General features: G+C 42.8%; 10 protein-coding genes. All 10 read right to left on the bottom strand.

What is annotated here, in order from left to right:
• Nucleotides 1–322: 322 nt before the first annotated feature.
• On the bottom strand, nucleotides 323–2,254 hold the full coding sequence (gene thrS / locus DVB69_RS12800; protein ID WP_116019490.1) for a threonine--tRNA ligase: 1,932 nt from the start codon (nucleotides 2,252–2,254) through the stop codon (nucleotides 323–325).
• Between the two features lie 354 nt (nucleotides 2,255–2,608).
• Nucleotides 2,609–3,562 (bottom strand): primosomal protein DnaI, encoded by a 954-nt coding sequence (gene dnaI / locus DVB69_RS12795; protein WP_116019489.1) that lies wholly within the window; start codon nucleotides 3,560–3,562, stop codon nucleotides 2,609–2,611.
• Nucleotides 3,563–4,945, bottom strand: coding sequence for a replication initiation and membrane attachment family protein (locus tag DVB69_RS12790; protein WP_116019488.1), 1,383 nt, complete (start codon nucleotides 4,943–4,945; stop codon nucleotides 3,563–3,565).
• Between the two features lie 15 nt (nucleotides 4,946–4,960).
• Nucleotides 4,961–5,455, bottom strand: coding sequence for a transcriptional regulator NrdR (gene nrdR / locus DVB69_RS12785; RefSeq protein ID WP_116019487.1), 495 nt, complete (start codon nucleotides 5,453–5,455; stop codon nucleotides 4,961–4,963).
• A gap of 176 nt (nucleotides 5,456–5,631) precedes the next feature.
• Nucleotides 5,632–6,654, bottom strand: a complete 1,023-nt coding sequence (locus DVB69_RS12780; RefSeq protein ID WP_116019486.1) for a glyceraldehyde-3-phosphate dehydrogenase — start codon at nucleotides 6,652–6,654, stop codon at nucleotides 5,632–5,634.
• Nucleotides 6,655–6,780: 126 nt separating this feature from the next.
• Nucleotides 6,781–7,371, bottom strand: coding sequence for a dephospho-CoA kinase (gene coaE, locus DVB69_RS12775; protein WP_116019485.1), 591 nt, complete (start codon nucleotides 7,369–7,371; stop codon nucleotides 6,781–6,783).
• Between the two features lie 17 nt (nucleotides 7,372–7,388).
• Nucleotides 7,389–8,261 (bottom strand): bifunctional DNA-formamidopyrimidine glycosylase/DNA-(apurinic or apyrimidinic site) lyase, encoded by an 873-nt coding sequence (gene mutM, locus DVB69_RS12770; RefSeq protein ID WP_116019484.1) that lies wholly within the window; start codon nucleotides 8,259–8,261, stop codon nucleotides 7,389–7,391.
• A 10-nt stretch (nucleotides 8,262–8,271) separates the two neighbouring features.
• Nucleotides 8,272–10,899 (bottom strand): DNA polymerase I, encoded by a 2,628-nt coding sequence (gene polA / locus DVB69_RS12765; RefSeq protein WP_116019483.1) that lies wholly within the window; start codon nucleotides 10,897–10,899, stop codon nucleotides 8,272–8,274.
• A gap of 89 nt (nucleotides 10,900–10,988) precedes the next feature.
• Nucleotides 10,989–12,422, bottom strand: a complete 1,434-nt coding sequence (pnpS, locus tag DVB69_RS12760; protein ID WP_116019482.1) for a two-component system histidine kinase PnpS — start codon at nucleotides 12,420–12,422, stop codon at nucleotides 10,989–10,991.
• A complete protein-coding gene (locus tag DVB69_RS12755) occupies nucleotides 12,419–13,129 on the bottom strand; it encodes a response regulator transcription factor (RefSeq protein WP_304466158.1) in 711 nt (236 codons plus the stop codon). Before DVB69_RS12755 ends, pnpS begins: the two co-directional genes overlap by 4 nt.
• Nucleotide 13,130 lies beyond the last annotated feature (1 nt).

Below are 13,130 nucleotides of genomic sequence, written 5' to 3'. Positions count from 1 at the left end.
CTACCAATTTGGCGTCGATCAGGTGAGAAGCGGGCAGCTCCTTCTTGTATCACAAACTGTATTCTTTAACCTTATCTACTTTATCATCATTTAGAGAAAGTGTCAAGGGTTTTTCGTTGAAATAGAAAGTTAGTGTGTTGATTTGCGCTTCGGGCGGACGCGGGCCTGCAGGATGCAGGTCATGCAACCGTTGCGGCAGGACGCCGCGAACTTAGGTTGTTTCCATGACCCTGATCCCTCCGGAGTCGCCATCTTTCACTTCAATCAACGGTGAAGTGTTACCGGATGATATTCCTTAAAGAAAATTAAAGAACAAAAGATATTAATGAGTTACGTCACTTTTCAAGAGTTCTAGGAATGCTTCGAAGCTCATGGATTCGGAGTTTTGTTCTCCGTATTTGCGGACGTTGACGTTGCCTGTTTCGATTTCTTTGTCTCCTAGTACGAGCATGTAAGGTACTTTTTGGACTTGGGCTTCGCGGATTTTGTAGCCGATCTTTTCTTCTCGGCTGTCGAGGTCTACTCGATATCCAGCAGCGACGAGCTGCTCGCGGACTTTGTCTGCGTAGTCGAAGTGCGCTTCAGGAGATACCGGGATGACTTCGACTTGGATTGGTGCAAGCCATGTTGGGAATGCGCCTTTGTATTCTTCAATTAAGAAGGCTACGAAGCGTTCCATTGTGGATACGACACCTCTATGGATAACTACCGGACGATGTTGCTTTCCGTCTTCACCTACATATGTGAGGTCGAAACGTTCTGGTAGCAAGAAGTCTAGTTGAACTGTAGAGAGTGTTTCTTCCATTCCAATTGCTGTTTTCACTTGGACATCGAGTTTCGGACCGTAGAATGCCGCTTCTCCGTCTGCTTCTGTATAGTCGAGACCCATGTCGTCCATTGCATCTTTCAACATGTGTTGTGCGCGTTCCCACATTGCATCATCATCGAAATACTTTTCAGTGTCTGCAGGATCTCTGTACGACAAGCGGAACGAGTAGTCTGTTATGTTAAAGTCTTTATATACGTCAATGATAAGTTGAACTGTCCGTTGGAACTCATCTTTAATTTGGTCAGGACGAACGAAAATATGCGCATCGTTTAACGTCATCCCGCGAACCCGTTGAAGACCTGATAGTGCTCCTGACATTTCGTAGCGGTGCATAGTACCAAGTTCTGCGATTCGAATGGGTAGGTTTCGGTATGAATGAATGCCGTTTTTGTAGATCATCATGTGGTGCGGGCAGTTCATTGGACGAAGAACTAGGTCTTCGTTGTCCATGCTCATCACAGGGAACATTCCGTCTTGATAGTGATCCCAGTGCCCCGAAGTCTTGTACAGCTCCACACTACCTAGAACCGGTGTATACACGTGATCATAGCCAAGACGTTCTTCTTTGTCGACGATATATCGTTCGATAACCCGACGGATTGTTGCGCCTTTTGGAAGCCAAAGTGGAAGGCCTTGACCGACTTTTTGCGAGTTCATAAACAAATCCAGTTCTTTACCAATTTTACGGTGGTCACGCTCTTTTGCTTCTTCGAGCATTTTCAAGTGAGCTTGAAGTTCGTCTTTCTTGAAGAATGCTGTTCCGTAAATACGCTGAAGCATTTTGTTGTCTGAGTTACCGCGCCAGTATGCACCCGCGATGCTTAGTAATTTAAATTCTTTAAGCTTTCCAGTATAAGGAACGTGGACTCCGCGGCATAAGTCGAAGAACTCCCCTTGTTCGTAGATGGAAACTTGATCGTCTTCAGGAATTGCTTGAAGTAGTTCCAATTTGTATTCATCATCGATTTCTTTAAAACGACGCTCTGCTTCAGCGCGTGATACGTCGTGGCGAACCACTTCCAAATTTTCTCCGATAATGCGTTTCATTTCCTTTTCAAGTTCAGGAAGGTCATCTGCAGTAATTGGAGTTGGAGAATCGATATCATAGTAGAACCCATTATCGATTGCAGGTCCGATTCCAAGTTTTGCATCCGGGAATTTGCGTTTTACTGCTTGAGCTAGTAAGTGTGCTGTACTGTGGCGTAAGATTTCAAGTGCTTCTGGAGATTGTTGAGTAATGATGGCAATTTCTCCATCTTGGTGTATAGGTGTTTTCAAATCGATAAGCTGCTTATCCAACTTACCTGCAAGTGCACTTTTGCGAAGTCCTGGGCTAATTGAAGCTGCTACATCTTCAGTTGTTGTGCCTGCTGGGAACTCTTTAACTGCACCATCGGGAAATTTTAAATGAATTGAATTTGACATGTCAATGCACTCCTTTTATCTATTTTTGAACACAAAAAAGCCCCATCCCATAAAGGGACGAGACATGTACTCGCGGTTCCACCCTTCTTCCTCCAATCCGGAAAATCCGGAAAGATGAAGCTTCAAGCGGCTAACGGGCCGTGGCCGTCAACAGGAGCTAGAGAGCGTACTCAATGATTCCTGTTGCTGCTCAAAGGCGGTAGATTGGTGGCGTGTCCTGCAAGGATCTCAGCAACTCCCTTGCTCTCTGTAGGCCGGTTCAACAATCATTGTCCTCGTCAAAGCATTTTAATGTTGTGTACTGATTAGTATAGTGAATGTTTTCATGAATTGCAAGAGGATAGCAGTAAACAATCAGTCTTTTCCAGGATTCCTACGGTTTTTCCCTGATAGTAGCACTGGATCACTCATGATCTTGATCCGTTCCATGATGCGTGCAGCTTTAATTGGTTCTTTTTCACCTCGCTGAGAAAAGGTGAGATGATGCTCCAGCTCAGACAACGTAAAGTTAGATGTGAAAAACGTAGGTAGTTGATCCGCCATACGATATTGCAATATGGTTCCTAATACTTCATCGCGTGCCCATGCTGTCATGGATTCAGCACCGATGTCGTCAATCATGAGAACTGCTGCTTTTTTAACAAACTCGATTTTTTCGTTGAGGGAATTATCTTGAATGGATTGTTTTATCTCACGTAAAAACTCAGGTAAATAAACCACTACAGTACGTATTTGGCGACTAGCTAGTTCGTTGGCAAGTGCACCTAATATAAAGGACTTTCCAGTACCGAATTCACCATGGATATAGAGCCCTTTTTCAGGAGGCACTCCCGTGTCCACGTATTGTGCGATAAATTCACTAGCTTTGTCCACGATATCCAAACGACTGTTATCGTAGTACGTATCCACGTCAATGAGTTGCGCTTTCATGACGTCTTTAGGCATGTACAAACTATTCAGCATCTTACTAACCGCACGCTTCTCATCGTCCAGTTCTTTACGAGGACAACGGATATACGTCACATCGATCACGCCCTGATTCAGGGTAAGCTTTGGCTCGAACCCCTTCATGACATTAATGCAACCTTCTAGATTTGGACACTTGTCACATTGGTGTGACGCGGCTGTGAATTCATAGAGCTTGTTCAAACTTTTTTCAACAACTTGTTTATCGATTTCATCTGCATGTTCTTCGATGAATTGCTGGACTTTTTCATTAGCAAGAACTTCATTTCGTAATTCGTCATATCGCGCCGCAAGCGTAGGTGCGTTAATGACTCTTTTCATAGCTTCTCCGATTCGCTCCATTTAATTCACCCCGTTTCGCATTGATTCTAATTTGGCGAGCAACGTCTTTCGTTTTTCATCCACTTTTCGTTTTTCATCGATATCATCTTTGTTTTCAGGAATAGTCGGTTTCTTCGGTTCTTTCTTTTCCTCTTTTTTATAAAACCAATCAGGCAACGGTTCTTCCCGAGTTGGCTTTCTTGTCCCTTTGCTGGATTTGCCGCCTTCGCTCATCCATTTCGTATATTGATCGTGCTCTTGTCTGGCGATTTCCATAGCCTTCTCAGCGGTATCCACCTCTTTCAACGCCCAGTGAGATGCAATGCGTTGTGCAAAACTAGTTGTGATTTTCATATCATTCCGCAATAGGATATATTGCAATAATACGTTCACAACACTCATTTTCAACCCATGACCGTTGACTAGATTTTCGGCAAGCTGGACATCGACTGGCAAAGGTTCTTTTCCTGTCAAATGCAATAGCATCTCTCTGGGGGACGTACTCTCAAAATAGTCGACGAGTTCTCGATCTTTTGTCTTTGGTCCCTCATATTCTTGTTGCACACCTTCTACATGGTAAGTTTTTTCAAGTTTCGGCGGGGTTTTCGAGATATTCATTTTATAGAAGTCCTTTGCAGCTTTACGAAGACGGTCTTCAGGTACTTCTAGATTCTCATCCAATGCTATCATAATGATTTTCTGCATATCTAAAGGATTCAGAGCGTACATAAATGCTAACTTTGCAATAAGTTCCCTTGATATACCCGCTAGTGCAGCACGGGGAACCATTTGCTCAGATAGACCACTCATCAACAAATTGAAATCAAACAAGCTTTGTTCGAAAGGGATGCCGGTTGACCTCGTTCTAGAGGACAGTTCCTGATCATTTTGCAATTCATACGCATGACTATTCACAGGAGTGTAGACATCCATGAAGGTTCTGGAAATTTCCGCGTATCCTGAAGTCGTTGGATGGCCTGTTGCAAAACGCGCACGCAAATCACGGTAAGACTGTTCTCCTATTTTACTGAACAAAAAAGTCGCTAGTAATGGATCTTGGAAAAAGTTCTTCGCATCAAGTGGAGCCAGTAACTCATACACAAATGAGCGCTGATCCCCTACAGTCCTAGTGAACGTTCGTAACAACCCAATCGCTTCAAGTGAAATACGTGCTTGAAAAATAGTCTTGAGAGGCATTGTTAAAATATTCATCAAATGATAATGAGTGAATTCATGACTTTCTTTAACATCCACATCCGCCAACATAGTTGAAAACAACCCCATTGCTTCAGGTCCCGTTAAAGGTTGATACAAAAGAGTAAGGAGTTGACGATCATAATCAGAAAAAGGTGTAGATAATTTGAGAGAATACGTATCGACTGGTTGTAGTTCGTGATAAAGCATGTTCAATTTCACTCCTTACTCTTCGGACAGTCCCTCAGAACCGTTCTTTTCACGAAGGGGACCTTTTTGCAAATTCTTCAGTTCTTCTATGAACATCGTGATGTTTTGGTAATCACGGTAGACCGAAGAAAATCGGACGTATGCTACTTCATCGACATTGGCAAGACGCTCCATGACCATTTCTCCAACTTCATGAGAGGCGATTTCAGAGACTCCTCTGCTTTTTAGTTCTTTTTCAATGGATGCCACAATATTTTGTAACTCCTCCAAAGGAACAGGTCGTTTCTCACACGCCCTAACTAAGCCTCTTAACAATTTTTCACCCATGAATTCTTCACGGGTTCCTTCTTTTTTCACAATAATCAGTGGTGCTTCCTCTACTTTTTCAAAAGTTGTAAACCGGTAGTTGCATTGCTCACATTCTCTGCGTCTACGGATAGAGCTGTTCTCTTCAGCAGGTCTAGAGTCGACAACACGCGTTCCGTTATATCGGCAAGCTGGACATTTCATAATTCGTTCCTCCGGTTTTCTGTAGTTCATCTAGTATAACAGAGAGCGCGTTTTCACAACACCCGGGATTACTTGAGTAGCGTTAAAGGGGATACTAGGGAAAGCTAACGCCATAAAAAAACTGCCGCTTCTTTCGCTCTTTCAAGGAGCAAGAAGGACAGTCTTTCAATTTGATATTACGCGTTTACACTCACGATGAGTTCTTTCGCAACTTTTTTAGTTAAGTCAACAACGCGTGCTGAATAGCCCCATTCGTTGTCATACCAAGCTAAAACCTTCACTTTACGATTTCCGATAACCATTGTCGACAATCCGTCAATGATTGCTGAATCAGATGTGTTATTGAAGTCGATCGAAACGAGTGGTTCCATTGTTAAGCTAAGAATGCCTTTCATAGAACCTTCCATTGCTTTCTTGAACACTTCATTTACTTGCTCTGCGGTCACATCTTTCTTCACGTCAACAACAAGATCCACTAGTGATACGTTCGGAGTTGGGACACGCAGCGCCATACCGTGAATTTTGCCTTCAAGTTCAGGAAGCACGAGCGATAGTGCTTTTGCTGCTCCAGTTGAAGTCGGGATGATGGACTGACCGCATGAACGTGCACGACGAAGGTCTTTATGTGGATTATCTAAGTTCTTCTGATCGTTTGTATACGCATGTACAGTCGTCATCAACCCGTTTTCAATGCCAAACTCGTCATTCAGAATCTTAGCAACCGGTGCGAGACAGTTCGTTGTACAACTTGCATTCGAAATGACGTCGTGCTTTTCAATGTCTAATTTTTCATCATTGACACCCATGACAATTGTGATGTCTTCATTTTTACCTGGCGCTGACAAGATTACTTTCTTCGCACCTGCTTCAAGGTGAAGCGCTGCTTTGTCACGCGCATTGAACACACCCGTAGCTTCAATGACGATATCTACGCCAAGCCGTTTCCAAGGGAGTTTGGATGGATCTCGTTCTGCGACAAGTTCTACTCGCTTGCCATTGACAAGCAATGCATTCTCTTCGATTACTACATCGCCATCGAACGTTCCGTGGGTTGTGTCATACTTAATCAAGTGTGCTAATGTTTCGGGCGGGTAAAGAGCGTTAATCGCGATAGCGGTAACCTCATCCTCTACTATCAACTGCCGGAATACCATGCGGCCGATTCGACCAAAACCATTAATCGCTACTGATGTTGTCATGAAAAGTCCTCCCAATATGTATGATGTTATACTGTTTACTCAAATATCGTAATTAGTATAACACATTTTTACCATGCGGAAAGAGTTTGTGCAACATTGAACAATGTTTGTTTCCTCAAAACCTATTTAAACGAGCCATTTTTGCAATACGTCCACTAATTGTCGTTCGGTTTCTGCTAGATTTCCGTTGTTATCTATCACAGCATCAGCGCCTTGTTCTTTAATCTCGATAGGTAGTTGTGAGGCAATTCTCGAATCAGCCTCCTGTTCAGATAACTGATTTCGACTCATCAGACGTTCTTTCTGAACTTCAGGGGTGACAGAGACTACGAGAATCTTTTCTACATAATCATGTAGTTTGTTTTCAAAAAGTAACGGGATATCCATAATGACGGTTTTCGCTCCTGCTACCAAATGTGCTTCTTTTTGATTAATTAATTCCTTCCGTATCGCTGGGTGAATAATAGCGTTCAGTTGCTCACGCTTCTTGTCATCACCAAAAATCAGCTGCCCCATCACTGCCCGATTCATCGAACCATCGTCGCGGATGACCCCCGCTCCGAATATTGTTTCAATTTCCTTCAGCACAGGGCTTCCAGGCTCCACAACTAACCGTGCAATCTCATCTGCATCGACAACTGGGTACCCCCGATCCTTTAAAAGGTTAGCGACTGTACTTTTACCGCTCGCTATACTTCCTGTTAGGCCAATAATCATACGTGTCCTCCCTCGTTTTAGTGCTGACATTTTTTGCAGTAGGTGGATGTTCGATTGGCGATTTGAATGGAGGCGGTATTTGAGCCGCATATAGGACATACTTTACGTCCATACATTTGCAGACGGTCCTGCATAGAACCTGCTTCTCCATTAATATTCCGATAATCAGAGATTGAGCTGCCTCCCGCTTGGATGCTTTCATCCAAGACGGTTACAATTTCTCTGAATAACTGTTGTTTTCTCTCGCGACTAATCCTGCCGGTTGCCCGCTTAGGATGAATACGCATCCTAAAAAGTGCTTCCGTAGCATATATATTGCCGCAACCAGAAATGATTTGACCATCCATGATCACTTCTTTAATCGGCTTTTTTGTATATTTATCTTGATTCGTTTTTTCGATAAAAAACTCTTCCGCATCCGCATCGAAAGGTTCAGGGGCCATCAACGTAAGCGGTAGATGATCTTGTTCACACGTCAATAATCGAAGTTCACCAAAACGGCGAATATCGGAATAAACAAGGAGTCCGCCATCTTCAAGTTCAAAGATGGCGTGTATATGATTACGAAACTTTTGCTCCCGGATTTCAGTGATAGCATTCACAACGAACCATGCTCCTGTCATTCCTAAGTGACTGACAAGGAGGCGACACGTGTCGTTTTTGATGAGATGGAAGTAAATATATTTACTACGTCTCGTAACAGCTTCGATTGTATATCCAGCAAGTTCCTCGGAAAACTTATCGACTGAAAGACCTTTCACGATGGCTTCCTTGCCCGCGGCTTTTGAATTCACTACTGTTTCAGAAACTTTTACATTTCTAATTTCACGTCCCCTAGCAACAGGTGCTAACGAGCGCACTACTCCTTCTACTTCTGGTAATTCAGGCATCGTACTTCCCTCACTTCGTCTCGTACCAACTTGCGCCATACGCAGCATCTACTTTTAAAGGGACGTCTAGTTCCAATGCAGATTCCATCACTTCAGGTACGATTCTCTTCAATTGCTCCAGTTCTTCCTCAGGAGCCTCAAAGATTAGTTCGTCATGTACTTGCAGAAGCATACGAGCTTGTAACCCTTCTGTCTCCAAACGTTTGTCCATATCGATCATTGCTTTTTTAATAATATCAGCTGCCGTTCCTTGAATTGGTGTATTCATCGCAGTACGCTCTGCAAAGCCTCGTAAGTTAAAGTTGGAACTTGTAATATCGGGTAAATAACGGCGACGGTTCATCATCGTAGAGACAAAACCGCGTTGTTTCGCATCGACGATAATATCATCCATATATTGTTTGACACCTGGGAAGCTGGATAAATAAGTCTCGATAAATTCAGCTGCTTCTTTTCGTGGGATATCCAAACTTTGTGATAAACCATAGTCACTAATACCGTATACAATACCGAAGTTGACAGCTTTTGCTGCCCGTCGCATGTTTGATGTCACTTCTTCTTTTGATACACCGAACACATCCATCGCGGTTTTTGTGTGAATGTCTTCTCCTGCGCGGAATGCTTCAATTAGTTTTTCGTCCTGTGAAATATGTGCAAGCACTCGCAGCTCAATTTGAGAGTAATCCGCTGCGAACATAATCCAGTTCGGTTCTGAAGGGACAAATGCCGCACGGATCTTTCGCCCTTCTTCTAAACGAATCGGGATGTTTTGTAAGTTCGGATTGATCGAGCTTAACCGCCCTGTTTGTGTCAATGCTTGCTGGAAACGCGTATGAATTTTACCATCTTCGTGGATTTCTTTTGACAGTCCATCGATATACGTAGATTTTAATTTCCCAAGTTGGCGGAACAACAGAATGTGTTTGATGATTTCATGTTCTGGTTCTAACTTCTCCAATACATCCGCGGCTGTAGAATAGCCCGTTTTTGTTTTCTTGATAGGTGTTAAGCCAATCTTTTCAAACAGAATCATACCCAATTGCTTCGGTGAATTAATGTTAAACGGCTGTCCTGCAAGCTCATAAATTGTCGTTTCTAAATGTTCCAATCGGCTAGTCAATTCCGTACCAATTGTTTGAAGTGTGTTCAAATCCGTTTTTACACCAACCGACTCCATCTTCCCGAGAATTTTTGCGAGCGGCAATTCCAGATTATGATACAACTCGTATTGCTCGTTCTGCTTCAGTTTTTCGGATAACGGCTCGAACAAATTCCATACTGCAACAGCTTTCGTACCCGCATGTTGTGCAATTTCTTCAGTTGCTGGAATTGCTTTTTTAGCCCCTTTACCATAAACCTTCTCGTCTTTCTGAATCCCATTCCAACCAACTGATGCAGCCGCTTCTGATACATCGTCAATAGACAAGGATGGATTCACAATATAGGCAGCAAGCGTTAAGTCAAAATCGATTCCTGCTATAGGGATGTCAACAGCGGCTAACGCTGCAAAAAGGGCTTTCGCATCTGTCGTAAATTTCTTCGTCCCAGAATCAGCTAGCCACTCTTTCAAGACATCATCCTGCTTCAAATCATCCATAGGTACATACAACACGTTTTCCCCACTTGTCATTGCCAGTCCAAATAATTCAGATGTTAAATAGTTATCATCCATCATTTCCAAGTGAACTGCCATCTGGTCGGAAAGATCCGCTTTTGTAAGTTTGTGCTTTGTTTCTACTTCAATGGCTTCTATAGGCTCTGTTTCCACGCCTTCTACACCCATTTTTTCAAGTAACGTTGTAAACTTCAATTCTTTATAAAGCAGAGTAAGCTGTTCTTCGTCCGGTCCGTTATACGACAAGTCCTGGAGTCCGATAGTAATCGGTGCATTCACTTCAATCGTCGCCAACTGCTTACTCATATACGCCTGTTCTTCGTTATTCGTTAAGTTTTCTTTCAACTTTTTACCGCTTATTGCTTCCAGTGACTCATATACGTGCTCAACGGACCCATATTCCTTCAAAAGCTTTAAAGCGGTCTTTTCACCAACACCTGGCACACCAGGAATGTTATCCGATGCATCCCCCATCAAGCCTTTCATGTCGATGATTTGAAGCGGTTCGATTCCATACTTTTCTTCAATGTGCGCAGGCGTATAAATTTCCATATCAGTGATCCCTTTACGCGTGATGCATACAGTCGTAGATTCCGTCGCAAGTTGCGTTAAGTCTTTGTCGCCGGAAATCACAATGGTCTTCACTGCCTCTTCACTCGCAGTACGGCTTAAGGTTCCGATAATATCATCCGCTTCAAAGTTCTCCAATTCATATTGCGGAATATTGAATGCCGTCAATAATTTACGCAAGTATGGAAATTGTTCAGATAGCTCGGGTGGCGTTTTTTGACGGCCCCCTTTGTATTCACTAAACGTACTATGGCGGAATGTGGTTTTCCCTGCATCCCAAGCAACGAGCACATGGGTCGGCTGTTCTTCTTTTAAAATATTTTGCAACATCATCGTGAATCCATAAACTGCATTTGTATGGATTCCACTGTCATTTGTTAATAATGGCAATGCAAAAAATGCACGGTAAGCCAAGCTGTTTCCGTCAAGTAATACAATTTTTTTAGTCGTCACGTAGCTCGTCCACTCCTTCATAAAAAAAACGTCGTCTCCCCTCATCTTACCACGTGGGCAGGATGAAATGAAAACGACGAGGTCCTTCTCTATTCCGCTGAATGCGGGTGTTGCTGGATAGGCAGCTTTACGAAAAACTCTGATCCTTCACCTAGCTCACTCTCCACCCAGATACTTCCGTGATGCGCTTCCAGTAAGTGCTTCACGATTGCTAGACCCAAACCTGTGCCGCCTGATTCACGACTTCTTGCTAAATCAGCACGATAAAATCGTTCAAACACTCTTTGTAACTTTTCCTTTTCAATACCGATGCCTTCGTCTGCAATTGAAATCAAAACAGAGTCAAGGTCTTTTTTTCCGGATATACGTATCGTTGTACCTTGTTTGGAATATGTGATTGCATTGATCAACAAGTTAACAAGCACTTGCATAAGGCGCCCGCTGTCAGCTTCAAGCACTAATTTGTCCATTTCTTCAATCTCTACTGTCATTTGCTTTTCAGCAAGCTTTCCGGAGACGAGTTGAGTGGCTTCTTGTATTGTAATGGCAGCATCCACTTCCGATAAGTTAAGCGTGAATCCATGTTGTTCAATTCCAGACAACTCCAATAGATCCGAAACAAGGGAATGGAGCCGTCCACTCTCTTTTTCAATAATCGTGATGAAATCTCTTGAAATAACAGGATCTGAAAGAGCACCATCCAATAACGTTTCCGCAAACCCTTTAATGGATGTAACGGGCGTTCTCAATTCATGAGAAACGTTCGCAACGAAATCTTTTCGAACTTCTTCCAAACGGATGATTTTAGAAATGTCGTGGAACACCACAATGATTCCCAACCAATTCCCGTGGCGCCCTATAACTGGTGCCCCATATACAGTTAAGTCAAGTGGGCCATTGTCTTGCTGGATTCGTATTTGTTGCTCATGAACTTGTTCAGATAGAAAAACATCTTCGATTAACTTTTCAGCCGCTAAGGGCAAACCGATTTCTTTATAGGATTTACCAATTGTATCAGGAGAGGATGCGTGAAATGTTTGTGCAAAAACCCCATTCATCAGATTAACCGTTCCACCTCTACCAAGCATGAGTAAACTACTGCCAATACTCTCAATAAGTGTTTTAAGCCGTTCTTTTTCCATGGATCTTACAATTTGGGTTTCCTGACCATTCCGTGCAATCTGGTTAATGGAAATAGCTAAATTTCCAAGATCTCTGAATTCACTCACACTCGTACGGGCTTTGTAGTCTCCGCTTGCGAGTTTTCTAGCAACGAGTGTCAATTCGTCAACTGGTTTTGTAAAATGATAGATAACTCGTGATACCGTAAACAAGCTTAAAATCAGGAACAGTACGATCACTGCAGTTAAATAGAGCAAAAATTTCTTCTCCAAAGATGGATCTATATTCACACCCACCACATTGAAGAATTGACTGATGACAACCCATAAAACAATTGAAAAGACAACTAGTGTAGCACTAGTTGTGAGTAGGATCCTTTGGGAATGACCATCTTTTTTCATGAAAACTCCTCGAACTTATAGCCGATTCCCCGCACAGTTTTAATGGAACGCGGCTTTTTCGTATCTTCTTCAATTTTGTCGCGAAGATGACTAATATGAACATCTACAATACGAGTATCTCCACTAAAATCATAATTCCACACTGCGGATAATAGCTGATCTCGTGATAATACACGATTTTTGTGTTTCATGAGATGCACAAGAAGTTCGAATTCCTTTGGTGTGAATTCAAGCAGTTCTCCGTTCAGTTCAGTCTGATAACGTTCAAGATATACCGTCAACCCATTGATACTAATACTATCGCTCGGCTGCTTGGGACCATTAGCACGGCGCAAAACCGCCTTCACCCGAGCAGTGAGTTCACGTGGACTGAATGGCTTGGTCATGTAATCGTCAGCGCCAATCTCTAGCCCTAATACTTTATCTGTCTCGTCCCCACGTGCTGTCAACATGATGATGGGGGTTTCCATATTACGCTGCCTTAGGTTCCGACAGACATCGATACCATCCATTCCTGGAAGCATAATATCAAGTAAAATCAAGTCAGGTTTATTCTTCGTAGCTTTTTCCAAAGCATCTATACCATTTGTTGCTATTAGCGTCTCATAACCATTTTGTTTCAGATTATAGTCAAGAAGTGTACAAATCGACGGGTCGTCTTCTACGATTAATATCGTTTTCGTTGAAATTGCTTCCATTGTATCCATA

Origin of the sequence: Sporosarcina sp. BI001-red, from assembly GCF_003384035.1 — a bacterium.
GTDB lineage: Bacteria > Bacillota > Bacilli > Bacillales_A > Planococcaceae > Sporosarcina.
This window is presented reverse-complemented; position numbering and strand designations above follow the sequence as displayed.

Bases quoted from the DNA above. Each gene is read 5' to 3' on its own strand.
- thrS (WP_116019490.1), bottom strand. From the start codon at position 2,254: ATGTCAAATTCAATTCATTTAAAATTTCCCGATGGTGCAGTTAAAGAG.
- dnaI (WP_116019489.1), bottom strand. From the start codon at position 3,562: ATGGAGCGAATCGGAGAAGCTATGAAAAGAGTCATTAACGCACCTACG.
- DVB69_RS12790 (WP_116019488.1), bottom strand. From the start codon at position 4,945: ATGCTTTATCACGAACTACAACCAGTCGATACGTATTCTCTCAAATTA.
- nrdR (WP_116019487.1), bottom strand. From the start codon at position 5,455: ATGAAATGTCCAGCTTGCCGATATAACGGAACGCGTGTTGTCGACTCT.
- DVB69_RS12780 (WP_116019486.1), bottom strand. From the start codon at position 6,654: ATGACAACATCAGTAGCGATTAATGGTTTTGGTCGAATCGGCCGCATG.
- coaE (WP_116019485.1), bottom strand. From the start codon at position 7,371: ATGATTATTGGCCTAACAGGAAGTATAGCGAGCGGTAAAAGTACAGTC.
- mutM (WP_116019484.1), bottom strand. From the start codon at position 8,261: ATGCCTGAATTACCAGAAGTAGAAGGAGTAGTGCGCTCGTTAGCACCT.
- pnpS (WP_116019482.1), bottom strand. From the start codon at position 12,422: ATGAAAAAAGATGGTCATTCCCAAAGGATCCTACTCACAACTAGTGCT.
- DVB69_RS12755 (WP_304466158.1), bottom strand. From the start codon at position 13,129: ATGGATACAATGGAAGCAATTTCAACGAAAACGATATTAATCGTAGAA.